Origin of the sequence: Streptomyces sp. NPDC000594 (assembly GCF_040299965.1) — a bacterium.
Lineage (GTDB): Bacteria > Actinomycetota > Actinomycetes > Streptomycetales > Streptomycetaceae > Streptomyces.
The window spans coordinates 1-23,401 of record NZ_JBEPCY010000008.1; the positions used below are offsets into that span (position 1 = coordinate 1).

Genomic DNA, 23,401 nt, shown 5'->3' on the forward strand with positions numbered 1-23,401 from the left:
CCCGGGCGGGGCGCGGGGCGGGCGCGGGGCGGCTCCGCGTCCCGGCCCGGCCGGGGGGGGGCCGGGCCTGCGCGCCGGCGGGCCACCAGGGGTGCCCGGCCGGAGGGGGGTACGTCAGATCTCGCCCCGCAGTTTGGCCAGGGCCTCGGCGAGAATCGCCTCGCCGTCGGCGTCGCTGCGCCGCTCCCGTACATACGCGAGATGCGTCTTGTACGGCTCGGTGCGCGGCGGGTCCGGCGGATTGTCGCGGTCCTGTCCGGCCGGGAATCCGCAGCGCGGGCAGTCCCAGGTGTCGGGGACCTGTGCATCGCTGGCGAAGCTCGGCTGTGTCTCGTGCCCGTTGGAGCACCAGAAGGAGATGCGCAGACGCGGCGCGGACTCGCCGCGCTCGGCCTCGCCCATCGGCCCCGCCCCGACCCGGCTTCCCCGGATCGCGTTGCCACTTGCCACGGTCGTAACTCCCTGCGTGATGGTGCTGTACGGCGTCTCACAGCGGCCTGGCCGCGGTGCCCCAGTCTACGTAAGGCCCAACGCTCGTCCAGGGATTGGAGTTACCTCCCTGTCCCGGACAGGAAGCCCGTAGAACTAGTCCAGCTTCATCATCAGGCCCAGGACCACGATGCAGGCGAACCAGAGAAGACCGACCACCACCGTGATCCGGTCGAGGTTGCGCTCGGCGACCGAGGAGCCGCCCACGGAGGACTGCATGCCGCCGCCGAACATGTCGGAGAGGCCGCCGCCCTTCCCCTTGTGCATCAGCACGAGCAGCATCAGCAGCAGGCTGAAGACGATCAGGGCGATCGAGAACCCCATAACCACGGCTGGACCCTACTTCCTGGCAAATCTCTCGGAACATCTACGGACTGCGGGGGCCGGGTGGTCTGCCACCCCGGCCCCCGCAAGGGTACGACGGATCCGCCCTACCGCATACTCACTGGTCGCGGAAGCGGACGATCTTGACGAACTCGTCGGCGTCCAGCGCGGCGCCGCCCACCAGGGCGCCGTCAACATCGGGCTTCGCCATGATCGCGGCGACATTGCCGGACTTGACGGAGCCGCCGTACTGGATGCGGACGGCGTCGGCGACCTCCTGCGAGTACAGCTCGGCGAGGCGGGCGCGGATCGCACCGCAGACCTCCTGGGCGTCCTCGGGGGTGGCGACCTCGCCGGTGCCGATCGCCCAGACGGGCTCGTACGCGATCACGATGGTCTCGGCCTGCTCCGCCGGGACGTCCTTCAGTCCGCCGTCGAGCTGGGCGAGGGTGTACGGGACCTGCCGGCCGTCCTTGCGGACGTCGAGGCCCTCACCGATGCAGAGGATCGGGGTGAGGCCGTGCCGGAAGGCCGCCTTGACCTTGGCGTTGCAGATCTCGTCGGTCTCGCCGTGGTACTGGCGGCGCTCGGAGTGGCCGACGGCCACATAGGAGCACTTCAGCTTGGCGAGCATCGGGCCGGAGATCTCGCCGGTGTACGCGCCGGAGTCATGGGCCGAGATGTCCTGGGCGCCGAACTTCAGCTTCAGCTTGTCGCCCTCGACCAGGGTCTGGACGGACCGCAGATCGGTGAAGGGGACGAGCACGGCGACCTCGACGGCGGCGTGGTCCTTGTCCGAGAGGGCGAAGGCGATCTTCTGGGCGTGGGCGATGGCCTCAAGGTGGTTGAGGTTCATCTTCCAGTTGCCCGCCATGAGCGGGGTGCGGGTGGTCATGGGTTGTTCAGTCCTCCAGTGCGGCAAGCCCGGGAAGCGTCTTGCCTTCGAGGTATTCGAGGCTGGCGCCGCCGCCGGTCGAGATATGGCCGAATGCGTTCTCGTCGAAGCCCAGCAGCCGCACCGCGGCGGCGGAGTCCCCGCCGCCGACGACACTGAAGGCGGCGGAGTCGACGAGCGCCTGGGCCACGGCCTGGGTGCCCTCGGCGAAGTCGGGGTGCTCGAAGACGCCCATCGGACCGTTCCAGAAGACGGTGGCCGAGTCGGCGATCTTGGAAGCGAACAGCTCGCGGGTCAGCGGGCCGATGTCCAGGCCCTCCTGGTCGGCGGGGATGGCGTCCGCGGCGACGGTGGTGGGGTGGGCCGGGGCCTTGGTCTTCAGGTCCGGGAACTCCGGCGAGACCAGGACGTCGACGGGGAGCACCAGCTCCACGCCCTTCTCCTCGGCACGCTTCAGATAGCCCTGGACGGCCGGCACCTGCTCCTCCTGGAGCAGCGAGATCCCGACCTCGTGGCCCTGGGCCTTGAGGAAGGTGTAGGCCATCCCGCCGCCGATGAGGATGCGGTCGGCCTTCTCCAGGAGGTGGTCGATCACCCCGAGCTTGTCGGAGACCTTGGCACCGCCGAGGACGACGGTGTAGGGGCGCTTGACGTCGTCGGTGAGCTTCTTCAGCACACCGACCTCGGTGGCGATCAGCTGGCCGGCGGCGTGCGGGAGGCGCGCGGGCAGGTCGTAGACCGAGGCGTGCTTGCGGTGCACGGCGCCGAAGCCGTCGCCGACATAGAGGTCGGCGAGGGTGGCGAGCCGGTCCGCGAAGGCGCCGCGCTCGGCGTCGTCCTTGCTGGTCTCGCCCGGGTTGAAGCGGAGGTTCTCGATCACCGCGACCCGGCCGTCGGCGAGGGCGTCGACGGTGGCACGGGCCGACTCACCGACGGTGTCGGTGGCGAAGGCGACCTCGGCGCCCAGCAGCTCGCCGAGGCGGGCGGCGGCGGGGGCGAGCGAGAAGGCAGGGTCGGGAGCGCCCTTGGGGCGGCCCAGATGGGAGGCGACGACCACGCGCGCGCCCGCCTCGGCGAGCCTGGCGACGGTCGGGGCGACGGCGCGGATCCGGCCGTCGTCGGTGATGGTGGTGCCGTCGAGCGGCACATTGAGGTCGGCGCGGACGAATACCCGCCGGCCCCTGACCCCTTCGTCAAGAAGCTGGTCGATCGTCTTCATGGGACGGGACTCCTCGGATGGCTTGGCTGAGACGCGCGAGAGGGGCCCGGCGGCGCTTCCGTGCGCCGTCCGAGCCCCGTCGCTCACTTCGCAGAGCTGATCAGAACCGTACAGTCCGGATCTGGCCGGTCAGAGCCGTGCCCCTCAGAGCTGGTTGCCGACGAAGACGGTGAGGTCCACCAGGCGGTTGGAGTAGCCCCACTCGTTGTCGTACCAGCCGAGGATCTTCACCGAGTTGCCCTCCTGGACCATGGTCAGGGAGGAGTCGAAGGTGCAGGAGGCCGGGTCGCTGACGATGTCCGAGGAGACGATCGGGTCCTCGGTGTAGGCCAGGATGCCGGCCAGCTCGCCCTCGGAGGCCTTCTTGAACGCGGCGTTGACCTCGTCCTTGGTGACCTCGCGGCTCAGCTCGACCACCAGGTCGGTGGCGGAGCCGGTGGGGACCGGGACGCGCATGGCGATGCCGTCCAGCTTGCCCTTGAGCTGCGGGAGGACCAGCGCGGTGGCCTTGGCGGCACCGGTGGTGGTCGGGATGATGTTCTCCGCGGCGGCGCGGGCGCGGCGCAGGTCGGAGTGGGGGAAGTCCAGGATGCGCTGGTCGTTGGTGTAGGCGTGGACCGTGGTCATCAGACCGCGGACGATGCCGAAGTTCTCGTCCAGGACCTTGGCCATCGGCGCCACACAGTTGGTGGTGCAGGAGGCGTTGGAGATGACGTTGTGCTGCGCCGGGTCGTACTGGTCCTGGTTGACGCCCATCACCAGGGTGATGTCCTCGTCCTTGGCCGGAGCCGAGATCAGGACCTTCTTGGCGCCGCCGGCCAGGTGCTTCTCGGCGTCGGCCTTCTTGGTGAAGATGCCGGTGGACTCGATCACGATGTCGACGCCCAGCTCGCCCCACGGAATGTCGGCGGGGTTGCGCTCGGAGAGCACCTTGATCGTGCGACCGTCCACGGTGATGGTGTCGGCGGTGTGGGTCACCTCCGCCTTCAGCCGACCGAGGATGGTGTCGTACTTCAGCAGGTGGGCCGTGGTCGCGGTGTCACCCAGGTCGTTGACAGCCACGATCTCGATGTCTGCACCCTGCTCCAGCAGCGCGCGGAAGTAGTTACGACCGATGCGGCCAAAGCCGTTGATGCCTACGCGGATCGTCACGAACCGATCTCCTCGTTGGTACGCCGGGTTAACGCTTCCGGCGAGTTGTATGGGATGTCCCCGACCGCTTACGACCCTACCTCCCTGGAAGCCCCGAAGTGACATCGGAGGGCCCGTCCGTGGCCCGCTCGGCCACTGTCTTCCGGCGGAGCGCCGGAACCGCCTTTCACCTGCGCAAAGGTCGCTTCGGATGAGCGCTCAGAGGTCGTGTCGATGCTTCGTTTGAGCGCTTCGACGACCCTTCCGGACGGCCGGATCCAAGCCCTGCGAATCGCTCAAGCGTTCGAGTGCAAATCCATCCATAGCGGCATCGCCGGTGGTCATCGCGGTGCGACGGAAACGCCCCGGCCCGCCGACCCCTGGGCGGGGTCCGGCGGGCCGGGGCGAAGGACGGAGAGAGGGAAGCGGGAGCGGTAGCGGATTCCGGGGCGGGAGTGGAGGCGGGTCAGACGGCGAGGCCGTCGGCCATCTCCTCGGTCAGATTGGACTCGGTGCCCGGGATCCCCAGATCCTGCGCCCGCTTGTCGGCCATCGCGAGCAGCCGCCGGATCCGCCCGGCGACCGCGTCCTTGGTCAGCGGCGGGTCCGCCAGCGCCCCCAGCTCCTCCAGCGACGCCTGCTTGTGCTCCATCCGCAGCCGTCCGGCCGCCGCGAGATGCTCCGGGACCTCCTCGCCGAGGATCTCCAGGGCCCGCTGGACCCGGGCCCCGGCGGCCACCGCCGCCCGCGCCGACCGGCGCAGATTGGCGTCGTCGAAGTTGGCGAGACGGTTGGCCGTGGCGCGCACCTCGCGCCGCATCCGGCGCTCCTCCCACGCCAGCACCGACTCATGGGCGCCGAGCCGGGTCAGCAGCGCGCCGATCGCGTCGCCGTCCCGGACCACGACCCGGTCCACCCCGCGCACCTCCCGCGCCTTGGCGGCGATGGAGAGCCGGCGGGCGGCGCCGACCAGGGCGAGGGCCGCCTCGGGGCCGGGGCAGGTGACCTCCAGCGAGGAGGAACGTCCCGGCTCGGTGAGCGAGCCATGGGCCAGGAAGGCACCGCGCCAGGCCGCCTCGGCATCACAGGTGGCACCGGAGACCACCTGCGGGGGCAGCCCCCGGATCGGCCGGCCCCGGCCGTCGACCAGCCCGGTCTGCCGTGCCAGCTGATCACCGCCCGCGACCACCCGCACCACATAGCGCGAACCCCGGCGCAGCCCGCCCGGGGCCATGACCATCAGCTCGGAGGTGTGACCGAAGATCTCCAGGATGTCGCGCTTCAGTCGCCGTGCGGCGATACCGGTGTCCAGCTCCGCCTCGATCACGATCCGCCCGCTGACCAGGTGCAGTCCGCCCGCGAACCGCAGGATGGCCGAGACCTCTGCTTTCCTGCAGCAGGTCCGGGTGACGGGAAGCCGGGAGATCTCGTCCTTCACCGCTGCCGTCATCGCCATGGGCCGATCCTTCCATGCATCCGAAAAATACGGTCGTACGCGGCGGCCAACAGCTCCGGATCGTGCTTCGAGGCACTGTCGGGCGACGCCACGGGAGCCAGCTCGACCGCTGCCCCCAGGCGTTTGGCGGCGTCGGCGAGGCACTCGCGGTCGGGCACGGCTGCCTCGTCGGCGAGCACCACGTCCAGAGTGAGTTTAGGGGCGTGTCGTCCCAAAACCTCCAAATGACGCTGCGGGGAGAACCCTTCCGTCTCGCCCGGCTGCGGGGCCAGATTGAGGGAGAGCACCCGCCGGGCCTTCGTCTCCACCAGCGCGTCCAGCAGATCCGGGACCAGGAGATGCGGGATCACCGAGGAGAACCAGGACCCGGGACCCAGAACCACCCAGTCGGCGTCAAGAACGGCGGCGACCGCCTCCGGCACGGCGGGCGGATCGTGCGGAACGAGATGCACGGACTGCACATCGCCCGGGGTGAGGGCGACCGTCGCCTGGCCGCACACCGTCTGGAGCTCGTCCGGACGGGCCTGGTCATGGCCCCGTACCAGCGCCTGGAGCTCCAGCGGGACCGCCGACATCGGCAGCACCCGGCCCTGCGCCCCGAGCAGCCTGCCGACCAGGTCCAGGGCCTGGACATGGTCGCCCAGCTGCTCCCACAGGGCCACGATCAGCAGATTGCCCACGGCGTGCTCATGGAGATCGCCCTGGGACTGGAAACGGTGCTGGATCACCCGGGCCCAGGTCTGACCCCAGTCGTCGTCGCCGCAGAGCGCGGCCAGCGCCTTGCGCAGATCGCCCGGGGGCAGCACGCCCAGCTCCTTGCGGAGCCGGCCGCTGGAGCCGCCGTCGTCGGCGACGGTGACGACGGCGGTGAGGTCCCCGGTGATCCGGCGCAGCGCCGCCAGCGATGCGGAGAGCCCATGGCCGCCGCCGAGGGCGACGACCTTGGGCTGGGCGCCGCGCCGGCGGCTCACGGGCGTGAGTGCGGTCCTGCGCAGCCGGCGCAGGCGCAGGGAGCGAGTGGTCACTCGCGCCCCATGTCCCGGTGGACGACAACGGTCTCGATGCCCTCGGAGGCCAGGCGCGCGGCGAGCTTCTCGGAGGTGGCGACCGAGCGGTGCTTGCCGCCGGTACAGCCGACCGCGACGGTCACATACCGCTTGCCCTCGCGCCGGTAACCCGCCGCGATCAGCTGGAGCAGCTCCGTATACCGGTCCAGGAACTCCTTGGCGCCGGGCTGGTTGAAGACATAGTTCGACACCTCCTCGTTCAGTCCGCTGAAGGGGCGCAGCTCGGGGACCCAGTGCGGGTTCGGCAGGAACCGCATGTCGACCACGAGGTCCGCGTCGACCGGGAGTCCGTACTTGAAGCCGAAGGACATCACGGTGGCCCGCAGCTCGGGCTCCTCGTCGCCCGCGAACTGGGCGTCCATCTTGGCCCGCAGCTCATGGACATTGAGGCTGGAGGTGTCGATGACCAGGTCCGCGTCGCCGCGCAGCTCGCGCAGGAGATCGCGCTCGGCGGCGATGCCGTCCACGATCCGGCCGTCGCCCTGGAGCGGGTGCGGCCTGCGGACCGACTCGAACCGCCGGACCAGGGCGTCGTCGGAGGACTCCAGGAAAACGATCCTCCGGGTGACCTGCTTGGCGTCGAGGTCGGCCAGGGAGTCGCGCAGGTTGTCGAAGAAGCGCCGGCCGCGCACATCCACGACCACGGCGATCCGGGCGACATTCCCCTGCGAGCGGGCGCCCAGCTCCACCATGGTGGGGATCAGCGCGGGCGGCAGGTTGTCGACCACGAACCAGCCGAGGTCCTCAAGACATTTGGCCGCCGTGCTGCGGCCCGCACCGGACATACCGGAGATGATCACCAGCTCGGGGATGGCCGCCTCGGCGGCTCCGCCGGCCTCGGTGCTGCTGCCCGTACTCACGTCTGCTGCTCCGTCTGTGTCGTGCTCGTTCATGTGCTGCCCCCGTCGTTCTCTTCCATGATCTCTCCTGTCGCGGTGTTCACGGCAGGTGCGGCCACAGGTGTCCGGGCGAGGGCCGTGACCACGGACTCGGCGGTCTTGCGGCCCATGCCCGGCACCTCGCAGATCTGCTCGATTGTGGCCTGTCGCAGCCGCTTGACCGAGCCGAAATGCTTGATGAGGGCCTGTTTCCTGGTCTCCCCGAGACCGGGTACGTCATCGAGGGGGCTGGTCCGGACCCGTTTGGACCGTTTGGAGCGCTGATAGCGAATGGCGAAGTCATGGGCGGTGTCGCGGACCCGCTGGAGCAGATAGAGCCCCTCGCTGGAGCGCGGCAGGACCACCGGGTCGTCCTCGCCGGGCAGCCAGACCTCCTCCAGCCGCTTGGCCAGTCCGCAGACGGCGACATCGTCGATACCCAGCTCGTCCAGGGCCCGCTGGGCGGCGGCGACCTGGGGGGCGCCGCCGTCGACCACCACCAGCTGCGGTGGGTAGGCGAACCGCTTGGGGCGGCCGTCGTCGGCGGTGTCCCCTTCCATGATGGCCCCGGTGACCGCCGGAGCGCCTGTGGCCCCCGGGACGCCGGTGGTGCCGGGGCCTGCGCCTGCGGTGGTGCTGATGGCGCCGGTGGTGCCGGTGTTCCCCTCGTGGGGGGCGTCCTCCGGGCTGTCCGCGCCGATCCACTCCCCCGTCCGGTCCTTCTCGGCCAGATAGCGGCGGAAGCGGCGGCTGACCACCTCATGCATGGAGCGGACGTCGTCCTGCCCCTGGAAGCTCTTGATCGCGAAGCGGCGGTACTCGCTCTTGCGGGGCAGGCCGTCCTCGAAGACCACCATCGACGCCACCACGTCCTCGCCCTGGAGGTGGGAGATGTCGAAGCACTCGATCCGCAGCGGTGCCGAGTCCAGATCCAGCGCCTCGGCGATCTCCTCCAGCGCCCGGGAGCGGGTGGTCAGATCGCTGGCCCGCTTGGTCTTGTGCAGCGCGAGCGCCTGCTGGGCATTGCGCTGGACCGTCTCCATCAGGGCCTTCTTGTCCCCGCGCTGCGGAATCCGCAGGGAGACCAGGGAGCCCCGGCGGGCGGCCAGCCACTCGGCGACCGCCGTACTGTCCTCGGGCAGCGCCGGGACCAGCACCTCCTTGGGGACGGCGTCGCCGCTCTCCTCCCCGTACAGCTGCTGGAGGGCGTGCTCGACCAGGCCCGCCGTGTCGACGGCCTCCACCTTGTCGGTGACCCAGCCGCGCTGCCCGCGCACCCGGCCGCCGCGGACGTGGAAGATCTGGACGGCGGCCTCCAGCTCGTCCTCGGCGACGGCCATGAGGTCGGCGTCGGTGGCGTCGGTGAGGACGACGGCGCTCTTCTCCAGGGCGCGCCTGAGGGCGGTGATGTCGTCGCGGAGCCGCGCGGCCCGCTCGTACTCCATCTCCTCGGCCGCCTCGGCCATCCGGCGCTCCAGCCGGCGGATGTAGGCGCCGGTGCGCCCGGCCATGAAGTCGCAGAACTCCTCGGCGAGTTCCCGGTGTTCCTCGGGGGTGACCCGGCCGACACAGGGCGCGGAGCACTTGCCGATATAGCCGAGGAGGCAGGGGCGGCCCTTCTGCTGGTGGTTCCTGAGGACCCCGGCGGAGCAGGTGCGGACGGGGAAGACCCGCAGCATCAGATCGACGGTCTCCCGGATGGCCCAGGCATGCCCGTACGGACCGAAGTACCGCACGCCCTTGCGCTTGGCCCCGCGCATCACCTGCACCCGGGGGAATTCCTCGTTCAGCGTGACCGCGAGATAGGGATAGCTCTTGTCGTCGCGGTACTTGACATTGAAACGGGGGTCGTACTCCTTGATCCAGGAGTACTCCAGCTGAAGCGCCTCGACCTCGGTGGCCACCACGGTCCACTCCACCGAGGCGGCCGAGGTGACCATGGTGGCGGTCCGCGGGTGCATGCCGGCCAGGTCCTGGAAGTAGTTCCCGAGCCGCTGGCGCAGGTTCTTGGCCTTCCCGACGTAGATCACCCGGCGGTGCTCGTCACGGAACCGGTAGACCCCCGGGGAGTCGGGGATCTCTCCCGGCTTGGGACGGTAGCTGGAGGGGTCTGCCATGCCGTCCACCCTACTGGCGGGGACTGACACTCCGGTCGCCGCCGCCCACCCCCGGGGGACCCGCACCGGGAGGCGGTGCGACCGCTGTCGGGACCGGACGCCGGTGTGCCCGCCGACCGCCCCCCTCGGGGAGGGAACGGCCGGCGGGCACGGTCCGGGTGGCTCCGGCGGCGCGGTGCGTCAGCGGTCGGACATCAGCCGGTGACAGCGGACCGGCAGCCGGTAGCCGATGGCTGCCGGCCAGGGGCCGGTGACCGTCAGACGCTGCCCCGCCGTCGGGCCACGATCAGGCCGCCCAGGGCCAGGGCGAGGACCACCCCCGCTCCGGAGGCCACCGAGGTGACGGTGACCGTACCCGGGTCACGGTCGGCCGCGACGGTCGTCGCAGCCGCGGGAGCGGCCGGTGCGGGCTCCGCGGCCGGTCCGTACCCGCCGGCCACACCCTTCTTCGCGTAGGCGGAGCCGGGCAGCTTGTCGCCGTAGGCGTCCTGGACCCGGTCGCGGTAGGCGGTCAGGGTGGTCCCCTTCGCGCCGACCGCACGGATCGCGTCCCGGTCCAGCGGGAGCACCTTCGCCCCCTTGCTGACGTACCAGGCGTCGATCTGCGGCTCCCGGAAGACGGTGCCGCCGGGCAGCTTGCGCTCCCCCAGCCGGGCGTAGCGGAACTCGTCGTCGCCGGTGGCTATGTTGACGACCTGCCAGGAGCCCGCCTGGCGGGCCGCCCAGACCGACGCCCGCTGGCCGTCGGAGGAGGCCGCCGGGGTGGCGATGAACTCGGTACGGGCCACCGCCGCGCCCTTCTTGCCCGCCACGAACCCGGGGTCGAGTACGCGGACGGGGACGGACTTCCCGTCGGTGCGGGGCGCTGCGGCCGATCGGGCCACGGCGCCGTCGCGGGCGAAGAAACGGGAGAGGGTCTCCTGGGTGGCGGGGGCCGTGGCCGCCTTCCGCGCCGCCGTGAGATCGGCGGCCGAGGGGGCGGGTACGGCCACCGGTGCGGCGGGGTCCGCCTGGGCGACTCCCGCTCCCAGCGCCCCGACGGCGAGGCAGGCGGCGGCGCAGGCTCCGGTGAGGGTCGAGGTCCGCTTCATCGTGCTCACGCCCCGATCCGGTAGAGCGAGTGGGTCCAGGAGAACTCGTTGTTGTTCACGTACCAGGCGTGCGAGGCCCAGTTGTAGCGGCTGCTGGTCTGCCAGGGATCGCCCCAGTAGACCATCGAGTTGGCGTCGTCATACCCGTAGATGACATGCATATGACCGCCGCCGCTGGTCCACTGGATCCGGGTCTCGATGGGCCGGTTGGCGTTGATCTCGGTCTGCACGGCGGGGTAGCGCAGCCAGTTGCTGATGTACGACCCGGAGCTGACGCCCGCCCAGCGCAGCCCGGTCTGCACATTGGCGAGGGTGGCCTGGTTGTTGGGGCACTCGGTGTTCTGCTGCCGGTTGAAGGCGGCGTTGCAGAACTGGTTCTGGGAGTAGGAACGGCCGTAGTAGGTGGCGATGGTGTTACCGGCCGCGGCCCAGCACCAGTTGGTCTTCAGCTGGGCCTGCATGGTGATGTTGAGCCGCTTCCAGGCGAGGGCGCCCTGGCCGTCGCGGGCCTGGGAGGTGCCCTGGGTGACGGAGGGCCCGCCGGCGGGGTCACCGGCGGGAGCGGCGGTGGCGGAGGAGAGGGGAAGGGTGAGAAGAGTGGCGAGCACGGCCGCCGCCGAGGCGAGCCGTCTCCTGGTGGTGCGCATCGCGTTCCTCCCTGAGGGATGGGGGGTGGAGGAGCGCGTCCGGACGCTGCTGGTTGAGCATCGATCCTTGTCCGGAGCAGGTCAACAGGATTCAATGCGAACCACACGGAGCTGTGAACACGGCAGCCGGAGTGTGAATCCGTGCGCCCGCTGCCACCAAGGGCGCCCGCCACCGTCCGACCGCCGGGAGCCACCCCGTCGTGAACGTTCACCGCGACCGTGCGGTGTTCACGCGGGACCGTACGACCGGCTGGAGGATCCACCATGGGCCACACCGAAGCGGACATCGGCCACACCGAGGCCGACCTGGCACAGATGCTGCACACCGGCCCCTTTCACCTGGCTCTGAGGGCGGCCCTCGCGGTGCGCGGACTGCCGCTCCAGCGGGTGCGGCACCATCTCGCCCACCGGGGGATCACGGTGGGGGTGACCAGCCTCAGCTACTGGCAGCAGGGGGCGCGCCGCCCCCAGCGGCCGGAGTCCCTGCGGGCGGTGCGCGCGCTGGAGGAGGTGCTGGAGCTGCCGGGGAACTCCCTGATCCGGCTGCTGGACACCGGGGAGGGGACGGTACGCAAGGAGCTGGACCGGCCGCCCTCACGCTCGTACCGCTCGCTCCTGGAGGCATCGGGGACGGTGGAGCGGATGCTCGCGGAGCTGGAGGCCCCGGCCGACGGCGGGCTGCACACGGTGGGCCATCACGAGCGGGTACGGATCGGGGCCCGGCGGGAGCTGCTGGGCCGCGACTCCCAGCAGGTGGTACGGGCGCACCGGGACGGGGTGGACCGCTATGTCGCCATCCACCACGGGGACGCGGGGTGCGATCCCGCGCGGGTACGGGTGAGCGCGCTGGAGAACTGCCGGACCGGCCGGGTCCGGCGGCACCCCGGGACCGGTCTGGTCATGGCGGAGCTGCTCTTCGACGCCCGGCTGCGGGCGGGCGAGACCTATGTCTTCGGCTATGGCTTCGAGGACGGCACCGGCGGCCCCGGCCAGGAGTACGTCCGGGGGTTCACTTACGCGGGCGGGCAGTACGTGCTCCAGATCCGCTTCGACGAGGGGGCCCTGCCGGTGCGGTGCCGGAGGTTCGCCCAGGCGACGACGGGGGCGCCGCGCGGTGCCCGCACCGATCTGACGCTGAGCGGGCGGCACCGCACGGTCCATCTGGTGGAGCACGGGGTACGGCCGGGGATCCTGGGGATCGACTGGGACTGGGACTAGCCGGGGTCCCGGGGACCGTCCGGCACCGTCCGGGACCGGCAGCGGCCGGGCTTCCTGGGGCTCAGGCGTCGGGACCGGGGAGCCGGGGGGCCCGGGGCTCAGGCGTCGGGACCGGGAGGCCCGGGGCTCAGGCGTCGGGGCCGGCGATCAGGACGCCGCCCTCGGCCTTGATCGGCACCTCCGGCAGCGGCACGGTCGCCGGCCCGTTGAGCGCCTTGCCGGTGGTGACATCGAAGCGGCTGCCGTGGCAGGGGCAGTTGCCCTCATTGGCGACGATCTTGTCCAGGGCGCAGCCCGCATGGGTGCACTGGGCGCTGAACGCCTTGTACTCGCCCTTCTTCGGGCAGCTCACGATCAGCTTCTGCTCGCGGTAGAGCTTGGCGCCGCCCACCGGGACCGCCTCGGCGGGACCGAGGTCCACGGGGGCGGTGGGGGTGGGGACGGTGGCCCGGCCGAGCTTGGAGTCGGTGGAGCAGGCGGCGGCCCCGAGACCGGCGGCACCCGCGAGGGCGGCGCCTTTCAGCACGGTACGGCGGGCGGCTGGGGTGGGGCCGGGCATGGGGGACTCCAGATGTTCGGTGCCGCCGACGGTGGTGACGGGACCGGCGGCGCGGGCCGGGATGGCGGCGGAATCGACCATACCGAGCGGGAACGGCCGCCCGGCGGGCGGGCCCGCCCCCAGAGTGGCGCAGGTGCTCCTCTCCCGGGCGCGGGGGGTGATGGGCTACCTTCTGGGCCGTGATCGTCGTCGCCGGAGAATCCCTGATCGACCTGGTCCCCCAGCCGGACGCCCCGGTGGTACCGGAGGGCGGGCCCGGTCTGCCCCCGCTGCTGCCACGGCCGGGCGGCGGACCGTACAACACCGCCGTGGCCCTGGGACGGCTGGGGGCGCGGGCCGCCTTCTGCTCCCGGATGTCCACGGACGGTTTCGGGGCGGCCCTGCTGACGGGGTTGCGCGGCGCGGGCGTTGACACCTCCCTGGTGACCCGGGGCCCGGAGCCCACCACCCTGGCGGTCGCGTCCATCGGCGCGGACGGCTCGGCCGGGTACGGCTTCTACGCGCAGGGCACGGCCGACCGGCTCTTCGAGCTGCCGCCACCGCTCCCCGACGCGGCGCGCGCGGTGGCCTTCGGCACCTGCTCACTGGTGCTGGAGCCGGGGGCGACCGCCTATGAGCGGCTGCTGCGGCGGGAGGCCGGACGCGGTCTGCTGACCCTGCTGGACCCCAATGTGCGGCCCGGTCTGATCGGGGACGCGGACGCCTACCGGCGGCGGTTCACCGGCTGGCTGCCGTCGGTCTCGCTGCTGAAGCTCTCCGACGACGACGCCCGCTGGCTCGGCGGGGTGCCCCGGGGGCCCCGGGCGGTGGTGGTCACCCGGGGCGCCGGGGGGCTGACCGTACGGACCCGGGAGGGCCTGGAGGTCTCGGTCCCGGCGACCCCGGTCCGGGTCGCCGACACCATCGGCGCGGGCGACACCGTGAACGCGGCGCTCCTCCACGGTCTGGCCCAGCGGGACGCCCTCACGCCCGAGGCGCTGTCCGCCCTGGACGCGGGGGCCTGGCGGGAGCTGCTCGGCCTCGCCTCCCGGGCCGCCGCCCTCACCTGCTCCCGGCCGGGTGCCGAGCCCCCGTACGCGGCGGAGCTGGCCCGGTACCCCGGACCGGCGGACGGCTGAGCCCCACCGGCCCGGACCCACCGACCTGATCCGTCCGACCCATGGGCCCACGGGTCGGACGGATCAAGCGGATCAGGCGGACCGGGTACGCGCGGTCGCCTTCTTGGCCGCTCCCTTCGCCGGGGCGGCCGTCTTGGCCGTGGCCGACTTCGCCGTCTTGGCCGCCGTGGTCCTGGCGGCGCCCTTGGCCGTGCTCTTCGTGTTGACGGTCTTCGCCGGGGCGGCCTTCCGCGCGGCGGCGGTCTTCCTGGCCGGGGCCCTGCGGGCGGGGGCCGGCCCGGCGGCGTCGCTGATCCGCTCGGGGTCGAGGATGCCCCGGAGGAACTTGCCGGTGTGGCTCTCGGGCACCCCCGCGATCTGCTCGGGCGTCCCCTCGGCGACGACGAGACCGCCGCCGCTGCCGCCCTCGGGCCCCATGTCCACGACCCAGTCGGCCGTCTTGATCACATCGAGGTTGTGCTCGATGACGATCACCGTATTGCCCTTGTCGACCAGACCGGCGAGGACCGTGATCAGCTTGCTGATGTCCTCGAAGTGGAGACCGGTGGTGGGCTCGTCCAGGACATAGACCGTACGGCCGGTGGAGCGCTTCTGGAGCTCCGAGGCGAGCTTGACCCGCTGGGCCTCACCGCCGGAGAGGGTGGGGGCGGACTGGCCGAGCCGGACATAGCCGAGCCCCACCTCGTTGAGCGTGCGCAGATGGCGGGCGATGGTCGGCACCGCCTCGAAGAAGGCCAGCGCCTCCTCGATGGGCATGTCCAGCACCTCGGCGATGGACTTGCCCTTGTAGTGGACCTCCAGGGTCTCCCGGTTGTACCGCGCTCCGTGGCAGACCTCGCACGGGACATAGACATCCGGCAGGAAGTTCATCTCGATCTTGATGGTGCCGTCGCCGGAGCAGTTCTCGCACCGGCCGCCCTTGACATTGAAGGAGAAGCGGCCGGGGAGGTACCCCCGGACCTTCGCCTCCGTGGTCTCGGCGAACAGCCTGCGGACATGGTCGAAGACCCCGGTGTAGGTCGCCGGGTTGGAGCGGGGGGTACGGCCGATCGGCGACTGGTCGACATGGACGACCTTGTCGACCAGATCGTCGCCGTCGACCCGGGTGTGGCGGCCGGGAACCGACTTGGCGCCGTTCAGCTCGCGGGCGAGATGGGTGTAGAGGATGTCGTTGACCAGGGTCGACTTACCGGATCCGGAGACACCGGTGACCGCGGTGAGCACACCGAGCGGGAAGGACACATCGATGTCCCGGAGGTTGTTCTCCCGGGCCCCGTGGACGGTCAGTGCCCGGGACGGGTCGGTGGGGCGCCGCAGGTCGGGCGTGGCGATGCTCCTCTTCCCGGAGAGGTACTGCCCGGTCATCGACTCCTTGTTGGTCAGCAGCTGCTTCAGCGGTCCGGAGTGGACGACCTTGCCGCCGTGCTCACCCGCGCCGGGGCCGATGTCCACGACCCAGTCGGCGATCTTGATCGTGTCCTCGTCGTGCTCGACCACGATCAGGGTGTTGCCCATGTCCCGCAGCCGGACCAGGGTCTCGATCAGCCGGTGGTTGTCCCGCTGGTGCAGACCGATGGAGGGCTCGTCCAGCACATAGAGCACCCCGACCAGCCCGGAGCCGATCTGGGTGGCGAGCCGGATGCGCTGGGCCTCACCGCCGGAGAGGGTACCGGCGGCGCGGTTGAGCGAGAGATAGTCCAGGCCCACGTCGACCAGGAAGCGCAGCCGCTCGTTGACCTCCTTGAGGACCCGCTCGGCGATCTTCTTGTCGCGGGCGTTGAGCTTCATCCGGCCCAGGAAGTCCGCGCACTCGCTGATCGACATCGCGGAGACCTCGGCGATGGACTTCTCCATCACCGTGACCGCGAGCACGATCGGCTTCAGCCGGGTGCCCTCACAGGTGGGACAGGGCACCTCGCGCATATAGCCCTCGAAGCGCTCCCTGCTGGAGTCGGACTCGGCCTCCTGGTGCCGCCTGCGCACGAACTGCACCGCGCCTTCGAAGGCGGGGGTGGTGTAGGCGCGCTCCCTGCCGTAGCGGTTGCGGTAGCGGACCTCGACCTGGGTCTTGTGGCCGTACAGCAGGGCCTTCCTCGCCCGCAGGGGCAGCCCGGCCCAGGGCATCTCGGTGGAGAAGCCCAGCGCCTGGGCGAGCCCTCCGATCAGCCGCCCGAAGTACTCCTTGGTGTGGCCGTGGGACCAGGGGTGGATCGCCCCCTCATCCAGCGAGCGGTCCTCGTCCGGGACGATCAGCTCGGGGTCGACCTCCATCCGGGTGCCGATGCCGGTGCAGTCCGGGCAGGCCCCGAAGGGGGAGTTGAAGGAGAAGGAGCGGGGCTCCAGCTCCTCGAAGGAGAGGTCGTCGTACGGGCAGTAGAGATGCTCCGAGTACATCCGCTCGCGCTCGGGGTCGTCCTCGGGGAGGTCGACGAAGTCGAGCACGACCATGCCGCCGGAGAGACCGAGCGCGGTCTCGACCGAGTCGGTGAGCCGGCGCTTGGCGCCGTCCTTGACGGTGAGGCGGTCCACGACCACCTCGATGGTGTGCTTCTCCTGCTTCTTGAGCGCGGGCGCCTCGGCGAGCTGGACCGTCTGCCCGTCGACCCGGGCACGGCTGTACCCCTTGGTCTGGAGGTCGGCGAAGAGATCGACGAACTCTCCCTTGCGCTCGCGCACCAGCGGGGAGAGCACCTGGAACCGGCTGCCCTCGGGCAGCTCCAGCACCTTGTCCACGATGGCCTGGGGCGACTGGCGGGAGATGGGCCGGTGGCACTCGGGGCAGTGCGGCTTGCCGATGCGGGCGAAGAGCAGCCGGAGGTAGTCGTAGACCTCGGTGATGGTGCCGACCGTGGAGCGGGGGTTGCGCGAGGTCGACTTCTGGTCGATGGAGACGGCCGGGGAGAGGCCCTCGATGAAGTCCACGTCGGGCTTGTCCATCTGCCCCAGGAACTGGCGGGCGTAGGACGACAGCGACTCCACGTAGCGGCGCTGCCCCTCGGCGAAGATCGTGTCGAAGGCCAGCGAGGACTTGCCCGACCCGGAGAGCCCCGTGAAGACGATGAGGGAGTCACGGGGGAGGTCGAGCGAGACGTTCTTGAGATTGTGCTCGCGAGCGCCACGGACGATGAGACGGTCGGCCACGCCGGGTCCGCACCTTTCTTGAGGGGGTCCTACGGGATCTGGGGGTCCCACAAAATCTGGAGGTTCTGCGGGCTCTATGGGGTCCTGCGGATCTGGGTCCTACGGGATCTGAGGGGTCCTGCGGATCTGGAGGGGTTCTGCGGATCGTGAGCGGGTCCCGCACGGTCCGTGAGGACCCGCGAGGTCAGGGGGGAAGCGGGGTGGGCCCCCGGTCCGGGAACGTCCGGACCTTCCAGCCTAGGGGGCCACCGGTCGGTCGGAGGCCGGGCGGCCGGTGGACCGCCGGGGGCGGTGAGTGCCCGACTTCCAAGGATGCACCGCTCCAGGCTATAGCACGCACATTCGAATTATCGTGCCCGGCGACCTCCTTCACCCGAACGAGTGGCAGGGCTATCGTCTGGCCCATGATCAATCCCTTGCGCGACCTGGACTCTGTACGCGAGGCGACCGAGCGACTGCTCAGCGCGGTCGAGGCCCTGGACCGGGAACGGCTGTCCGGACCCTCCCGGCTCCCCGGCTGGACCAGGGGTCATGTCCTGGCCCACCTCTCCCGTAACGCGGACGCGATCGTGAATGTTCTCGAAGGGCGCCCGATGTACGCGAGCGCCGGGGCGCGCGAGGCCGACATCGAGCGGGACGCCCCCCGCCCGCTCGATGTCCAGCTCGCCGATGCGCACGACAGCGACGCCCGCTTCCGCTCGGTGGCCCGGCTCCCCGCCGACTGGAACCGCGTCGTCGCCCTGCGCAACGGAGTCACCGACCGGGCCGCCCGGCTGCCCTTCCGGCGCCTGGTCGAGGTCGAGCTGCACCATGTCGACCTGGACATCGGCTATGAGCTGGAGGATCTGCCCGAGGAGTTCACCCGGCGCGAGATCGCCTTTCTCGCGGAGCGGTTCACCGGCGCCCGGGACGTACCGCCGATCGCCCTCACGGCCGCCTCCGGGGAGACCTGGAGCACCGGCGGCACCACGGGATCCCCGATGCGCGTCGAGGGCCCCGCACCCGCCCTGCTCGGCTGGCTCGCCGGGCGCCGCGACCCGGACGCCTCCCGGGCCGCGCTGACCGCCGGGGGCGGCACCCTGCCCGCCCTGCCCCCGCTCTGAGGGCTCCCCGCACACCTCCCGCCCAAGGGTCCCGGGACCCGGCTCCCGGGGCCTGCTGGGCCCCGTGGCACGCCGATAGGCTGCCCCCCATGACGTACAGCGGAGCGGTAAAGGTCGGCGGCCCCGCCGATGTGCACGAGCTGACGGATCTGATCATCTCCAAGGTCGCCGTCGGCCCCATGGACAACAACAGCTATCTGCTGCGCTGCCGGGCCACCGGCGAGCAACTGCTGATCGACGCCGCGAACGAGCCGGAGACCCTGCTGCGGCTCATCGGGGACGACTCGATCGCCTCGGTGGTCACCACCCACCGGCACGCCGACCACTGGCAGGCCCTCGCCGCCGTGGTCGGCGCGACCGGGGCGACCACCTACGCCGGGGCCGAGGACGCCGAGGGGATCCCCGTCCCCACCGATGTCCCGGTCCGGGACGGCGGGGCCGTCCGGGTGGGACGGGTCGAGCTGCGCGCCCGCCATCTGGTGGGACACACCCCGGGCTCGATCGCGCTGGTCTACGACGACCCGCACGGCCATCCCCATGTGTTCACCGGTGACTGCCTCTTCCCCGGCGGGGTCGGCAACACCCGCGACGACCCGGAGGCCTTCGCCCGGCTCCTCCATGACGTGGAGACCCGGCTCTTCGCCGAGCTGCCGGACGAGACCTGGGTCTACCCGGGCCACGGCAGGGACACCACGCTGGGGGCCGAGCGCCCGCAGCTGCCCGAGTGGCGCGCCCGCGGCTGGTGACCCCGCGCACGGGAACGCCGTGCGGGAAACGGCCTGCGGGGAACGGCCTGCGGAAACGACGAAGGGGGCGGACGGCGATATGCCGTCCGCCCCCTTCGGGGTTCAGGGAGGAGTGCCGGAGCCGTCAGGCCTCGACGCTGTCCTTGCCCTTGTCCTTGTCCTCGCCGGCTTCCGCGCCGCCCTCGGCGGCAGCCTCCGCCGCCTCGCGCTCCGCCTGCTTCTTGGAGGCGATCAGGCTGGTGATCGTGGTGATGACCAGAACACCGCCGATGACCGAGAGGGAGAACGGAATCGAGATCTCCGGGACGTGGACGCCGCTCTCGTGCAGTGCGTGCAGCACCAGCTTGACGCCGATGAAGCCGAGGATGACCGAGAGGCCGTAGCTCAGGTGGACCAGCTTCTTGAGCAGTCCGCCGATGAGGAAGTACAGCTGGCGCAGACCCATCAGGGCGAACGCGTTCGCCGTGAAGACGATGTACGGGTCCTGGGTCAGGCCGAAGATCGCCGGGATGGAGTCCAGGGCGAAGAGGATGTCCGTGGTACCGATGGCGAGCATGACCACCATCAGCGGGGTCATGATGCGCTTGCCGTTGCGCTGGATGAACAGCTTGGTGCCGTGGTACTGGTCGGCGACGCCGAACCTCTTCTCGACCGACTTCAGGAGGCGGTTCTCCTCCCAGTCGTCCTCGTCGTCATCGGCACGCGCCTCCTGGATGAGCTTCCAGGCGGTGTAGATCAGGAACGCGCCGAAGATGTAGAAGACCCAGGAGAAGCTGGCGATGATCGCCGCGCCCGCCGCGATGAAGATGGCCCGCAGGACCAGCGCGATGAGCACACCGACCAGCAGCACCCGCTGCTGGAGGTGGGACGGGACCGCGAACTTCGCCATGATCAGAACGAAGACGAAGAGGTTGTCGACGCTCAGGGACTTCTCGGTGATGAAGCCCGCGAAGAACTCTCCGGATGCCTGGCCCGAGCCCCAGATCGCCAGGCCGACGCCGAAGAGCGCGGCCAGCACGATCCAGACGATGGTCCAGATTCCGGCTTCCTTGATCGACACGTCATGGGGCTTGCGCCCGATGAAGAAATCGACCGCGATCAGGGCTGACAGACCAAGAATGGTCAACACCCATGTGGTCAATGAAACGTCCACTGCGCCTCCGGCTTCGTACGGCTACTGATCAGCGTCGTCGCTGCCGGAGGTCTCTTCCACCCGAGCGGTCCTTGCCGCACGGGCCGACGCCCCGGGATCAGTGGTGATCCGTACTGACGGGAACGTCACAGTTCGGGAATACTCCCCTCCGCTGAGTGGAGCGTACAGGAGTCGCCAAGTGACGGTAAAGAGCTTGGTAAAGAGAGTTTCAAATCGCCTGGTCAGAGGCTTCTTATTGGTCTATACCGGTTGACTTTCCGGGGCTCTGGCGCCCCTTTCGTCACCCTGGCCCCGCCCCGCCGCGCCCCGCCTCGGCCACCTGGGCGAGGACCCGGTCGAGCACCTCGCTCCCGGGCGGGACCGTGAGCGGATGACAGGTCCAGGAGTGCCGTACCCAGGGATCCGCCAGGTGGTCGTCCGGCACCGGGCTGATCCGCAGCAGCGAACGCCACAGCGGATCCAGCTCCGGTCCATGGGCCGCGGCCTCCTCACGGTCCGCCACCATCATCAGATGGACCCCCGCCGCCGGTCCCTCGTCCGCGAGATAGCGCAGCCGGGCGACGGAACGGTCGTCGAAGCCGTGCGGGAAGTCGTGGACGATCAGCAGCTGCTCGGCCAGGTCCAGCCCCGGCGGCAGCGCGTCGGCGGCTCCCCCGCGCAGCGCCATGGTGACCAGATCGACCCGCTCCGTGAGCTGGGCCAGGGTCGCGGCGACCGCCGCGGCTCCGACGGCGGGCGGCACGGGCCGGACCCCGGAGGCGAGCAGCGGCGCCAGGGCCCCGGTGCCGCTCCCCACCGGGTCGATGACCCGCAGGGTGATCGACCCGGGGCGGTGGACGGCGAGCATCCGCGCGGCATGGGCGACGGCGCACTCCAGGGCGAGCCGTTTGAGCCGGTCGCTGTCGAGCGCCATCGCCGCCTCGGACCCGGTGCGCCCGCTGTCCACCCAGATCCCGCGCTCCAGCGGCAGCCGGACGAGGAAGGGGATGACCAGGCCGGGGGCCTCGGGCAGGCTCAGATCGCCGAGCCGCAGCGCCATCGGGTTCTCCTCGGGGACCCGGTAGGCGTGCCAGACGGGGTTGTCCCAGCCGGCCAGTGCGGGCGGCAGGGCGGGCTCGACCACATCGGACTCGGCGGTGAGCTGGACGAGGTCCCGGTCGAGGGCCTGGCGGGCCTGCCCGATCAACTCCTCGGAGCGGGTACGGGCGGCCTCGCGGGCGAGGTCGGCGGCGCCGCTGACCCGGGTGCGCGGGTCGCCCAGGATCCGGTCCAGCTCCTGGTCGAGCCGGGACTCGGCGAACTCGACGGCGCTGCGGTAGGCGGCGACGGTACGGGCCAGGTCCTCGAACATCCCCCAGACCTGGTTGTAGAGCCGCTCCTCCATGGACCAGCCGCCGGCGTCGCCCGCGACCGGCCCGGCGGAAGCACCCGGGGTCGCGGCGGGCGCGGCGGTCGGTGGTGCCGAAGGGCCCGGGGCCATGGCGGGCGCGGTCGGCGGCGGTACCGGAGGACCCGGGGGCGGGGACGGGCGGCGGCGGGGGTGGGCGTAGCTGACCGGGGTGGTGCCGGCGGGGTTCCGGGGGGCCTCACGGGTGGGCCGGGGGCCGGTGGAGCCGGGGAGCGCTCCGGTGGTGCCCGGGGTGGCCGGCCGGGCGGACGCGGTCGGGGCGGGCGGCACGGCGGCCCGCTGGATCTCCGCCGCTCTCTCCGGGGCCCGGTCGAGCCCCTGGTCGGCGAGGAGCCGGGCGAGGCCGTCGGCGTATCCCTGGCCGACGGCCCGGATCCGCCAGGCGCCCTGGCGGCGGTACAGCTCGACGGCGACGAGGGCGGTCTCGGTGTCCAGTCCGGTGATGGTGAAGGTGGCGGTCACGGCGGAGCCGGGCGCGGCGAGGGCGATCGACGGGGCGGCGGTGGCCCCGAAGCGGCCGGGTCCCCCGGCGCCCTCGGGCAGGGCGAGGACCAGGCTGATCCGGTGCACGGCGGCGGGGACCTCGGCCAGGTCGACGGTGCAGCGGGAGTCGGTCCCGGTGGCGCGGGGCACCTCGACGCCGGGGAGGGCGGGGGCGCCGGGGTGGGCGACGGCCGGGCCGGTGCGGGGGGCGTGCTCGCCGGAGCAGGTGGCGCAGACCAGGAGCGGGTGGCCCCCGGACACCCGGATCTCCAGCAGGGTGTCGGTCAGCGGAAGGTTCTGTCCCCGGACCAGTTCGGCCGTCATCGCCTGCTCCCCCATGTCACTGTTCTTCGGTTCCGCGCACGGCCCCGACGCCGTGCGGTCCCGCCGGCCGGGGCCGGGCGGTGGCACCCTGGGCCCGGAAGGCGCGGGTCCGCCGGCCCGGCGGCGGCGTCCCAGGTCAGAGATGCGGCAGGATCGCCGGGATGAGGTCCTGGAAGGTGCGGCCGTTGGCGGGGTTGCCGAGGGCGGTCATCGTCCAGCCGCCGGGGGTGGGCTCCTTGGAGTATCCCTGCGGGGGGCCGCTCCTGGCCCGGTGCACCTTGGCCATGATCTGGGCGGTGTAGTGGCCTCCGCCGTCGAGGGTGTAGCGGGCCAGCTCCTGGCCGTTGGTCTCGTCCACGATGCGACAGAAGGCGTTCTGCACCTCCTGGAAGGTCTGGCCGGTGAAGGAGTTCACCGTGAAGACGATCTGGTCGACATGGACGGGGACCCGGGCGAGATCGACCAGGATCGCCTCGTCGTCGCCGCCGGAGCCGACGCCGCCGATCAGATTGTCGCCGGTGTGGCGGACCGAGCCGTCATCGCTGACCAGATGGCGGAAGAAGACGACATCGACGGGCTGCTTGTCGGCGAAGAGGACGGCGGAGGCGTCGAGGTCGACCTCGCGGGTGCGGGAGCCGAACAGACCGCGCCGGGGGGCCGCCTGCCAGCCGAGTCCCATCCGGACCGCCGTGAGGGTTCCCCCGTCGCTTTTCCGCAGGCTGATGGCCTGACCCTTGGTCATATTGACCGTCACGCGCTGTCCCCTTTTCCCTCGGTGCCGCCGCCGCTCCGGACGGCTGGCAGCACCCTACGCAGTGGTATGAACTGAGCGGC

Annotated in this window: 20 protein-coding genes; 4 read left to right on the forward strand and 16 right to left on the reverse strand. The window is 71.4% G+C overall.

Features of this window, described 5'->3' with window-relative positions:
• Nucleotides 1-114: 114 nt before the first annotated feature.
• From ABT354_RS14145 to ABT354_RS14195, 11 genes are all read right to left on the reverse strand, one after another.
• Complete coding sequence (locus tag ABT354_RS14145) at nt 115-450, reverse strand: RNA polymerase-binding protein RbpA (protein ID WP_003957010.1); 336 nt, start codon at nt 448-450, stop codon at nt 115-117.
• Nucleotides 451-585: 135 nt separating this feature from the next.
• Complete coding sequence (gene secG / locus ABT354_RS14150) at nt 586-813, reverse strand: preprotein translocase subunit SecG (protein WP_351493655.1); 228 nt, start codon at nt 811-813, stop codon at nt 586-588.
• Nucleotides 814-931: 118 nt separating this feature from the next.
• On the reverse strand, nt 932-1,708 hold the full coding sequence (gene tpiA, locus ABT354_RS14155) for a triose-phosphate isomerase (RefSeq protein WP_351493194.1): 777 nt from the start codon (nt 1,706-1,708) through the stop codon (nt 932-934).
• 7 nt (nt 1,709-1,715) lie between these two features.
• A complete protein-coding gene (locus ABT354_RS14160; RefSeq protein WP_351493196.1) occupies nt 1,716-2,927 on the reverse strand; it encodes a phosphoglycerate kinase in 1,212 nt (403 codons plus the stop codon).
• 144 nt (nt 2,928-3,071) lie between these two features.
• Nucleotides 3,072-4,079: a type I glyceraldehyde-3-phosphate dehydrogenase gene (gene gap, locus ABT354_RS14165; protein WP_351493198.1), complete on the reverse strand. Its 1,008-nt coding sequence runs from the start codon at nt 4,077-4,079 to the stop codon at nt 3,072-3,074.
• 445 nt (nt 4,080-4,524) lie between these two features.
• Nucleotides 4,525-5,514, reverse strand: a complete 990-nt coding sequence (whiA, locus tag ABT354_RS14170; RefSeq protein WP_009995792.1) for a DNA-binding protein WhiA — start codon at nt 5,512-5,514, stop codon at nt 4,525-4,527.
• Nucleotides 5,505-6,539: a gluconeogenesis factor YvcK family protein gene (locus ABT354_RS14175; protein ID WP_351493202.1), complete on the reverse strand. Its 1,035-nt coding sequence runs from the start codon at nt 6,537-6,539 to the stop codon at nt 5,505-5,507. The genes whiA and ABT354_RS14175 overlap by 10 nt, the downstream gene beginning before the upstream one ends.
• Nucleotides 6,536-7,474 carry an RNase adapter RapZ gene (rapZ, locus tag ABT354_RS14180; RefSeq protein ID WP_351493204.1) on the reverse strand — a complete coding sequence of 313 codons (939 nt, stop codon included), beginning with the start codon at nt 7,472-7,474 and terminating at the stop codon, nt 6,536-6,538. Before rapZ ends, ABT354_RS14175 begins: the two co-directional genes overlap by 4 nt.
• Nucleotides 7,471-9,576: an excinuclease ABC subunit UvrC gene (gene uvrC / locus ABT354_RS14185; protein WP_351493207.1), complete on the reverse strand. Its 2,106-nt coding sequence runs from the start codon at nt 9,574-9,576 to the stop codon at nt 7,471-7,473. Before uvrC ends, rapZ begins: the two co-directional genes overlap by 4 nt.
• A gap of 257 nt (nt 9,577-9,833) precedes the next feature.
• The gene (locus tag ABT354_RS14190) at nt 9,834-10,667 is read right to left on the reverse strand and encodes a hypothetical protein (RefSeq protein WP_351493657.1); all 834 of its coding nucleotides are present in this window, start codon (nt 10,665-10,667) and stop codon (nt 9,834-9,836) included.
• Between the two features lie 5 nt (nt 10,668-10,672).
• Nucleotides 10,673-11,314 carry a papain-like cysteine protease family protein gene (locus tag ABT354_RS14195; RefSeq protein ID WP_351493209.1) on the reverse strand — a complete coding sequence of 214 codons (642 nt, stop codon included), beginning with the start codon at nt 11,312-11,314 and terminating at the stop codon, nt 10,673-10,675.
• Between the two features lie 264 nt (nt 11,315-11,578).
• On the opposite strand from ABT354_RS14195, the gene ABT354_RS14200 reads away from it, so the two are divergent.
• A complete protein-coding gene (locus tag ABT354_RS14200) occupies nt 11,579-12,532 on the forward strand; it encodes a hypothetical protein (RefSeq protein WP_502983410.1) in 954 nt (317 codons plus the stop codon).
• Nucleotides 12,533-12,659: 127 nt separating this feature from the next.
• On the opposite strand, the gene ABT354_RS14205 is transcribed toward ABT354_RS14200, so the two are convergent.
• Nucleotides 12,660-13,091, reverse strand: a complete 432-nt coding sequence (locus ABT354_RS14205; RefSeq protein ID WP_351493661.1) for a Rieske (2Fe-2S) protein — start codon at nt 13,089-13,091, stop codon at nt 12,660-12,662.
• A 179-nt stretch (nt 13,092-13,270) separates the two neighbouring features.
• Between ABT354_RS14205 and ABT354_RS14210 the strand changes: the two genes are divergently transcribed.
• On the forward strand, nt 13,271-14,209 hold the full coding sequence (locus tag ABT354_RS14210) for a carbohydrate kinase family protein (protein ID WP_351493211.1): 939 nt from the start codon (nt 13,271-13,273) through the stop codon (nt 14,207-14,209).
• A gap of 72 nt (nt 14,210-14,281) precedes the next feature.
• Here ABT354_RS14210 and uvrA read toward each other — a convergent pair whose 3' ends face one another.
• Entirely contained in the window at nt 14,282-17,350 is a 3,069-nt protein-coding gene (gene uvrA / locus ABT354_RS14215) for an excinuclease ABC subunit UvrA (RefSeq protein ID WP_351493213.1), read from the reverse strand.
• A 404-nt stretch (nt 17,351-17,754) separates the two neighbouring features.
• On the opposite strand from uvrA, the gene ABT354_RS14220 reads away from it, so the two are divergent.
• Nucleotides 17,755-18,453: a maleylpyruvate isomerase family mycothiol-dependent enzyme gene (locus ABT354_RS14220; protein WP_351493215.1), complete on the forward strand. Its 699-nt coding sequence runs from the start codon at nt 17,755-17,757 to the stop codon at nt 18,451-18,453.
• An 89-nt stretch (nt 18,454-18,542) separates the two neighbouring features.
• Nucleotides 18,543-19,199 (forward strand): MBL fold metallo-hydrolase, encoded by a 657-nt coding sequence (locus ABT354_RS14225; RefSeq protein ID WP_351493217.1) that lies wholly within the window; start codon nt 18,543-18,545, stop codon nt 19,197-19,199.
• 124 nt (nt 19,200-19,323) lie between these two features.
• On the opposite strand, the gene ABT354_RS14230 is transcribed toward ABT354_RS14225, so the two are convergent.
• The 3 genes from ABT354_RS14230 to ABT354_RS14240 all read right to left on the reverse strand — a co-directional run bounded on the left by ABT354_RS14230 (nt 19,324) and on the right by ABT354_RS14240 (nt 23,321).
• On the reverse strand, nt 19,324-20,352 hold the full coding sequence (locus ABT354_RS14230) for a TerC family protein (RefSeq protein ID WP_351493219.1): 1,029 nt from the start codon (nt 20,350-20,352) through the stop codon (nt 19,324-19,326).
• A 280-nt stretch (nt 20,353-20,632) separates the two neighbouring features.
• Nucleotides 20,633-22,567, reverse strand: a complete 1,935-nt coding sequence (locus ABT354_RS14235; RefSeq protein WP_351493663.1) for a TerD family protein — start codon at nt 22,565-22,567, stop codon at nt 20,633-20,635.
• A gap of 136 nt (nt 22,568-22,703) precedes the next feature.
• A complete protein-coding gene (locus ABT354_RS14240) occupies nt 22,704-23,321 on the reverse strand; it encodes a TerD family protein (RefSeq protein WP_351493221.1) in 618 nt (205 codons plus the stop codon).
• Nucleotides 23,322-23,401: the final 80 nt, after the last annotated feature.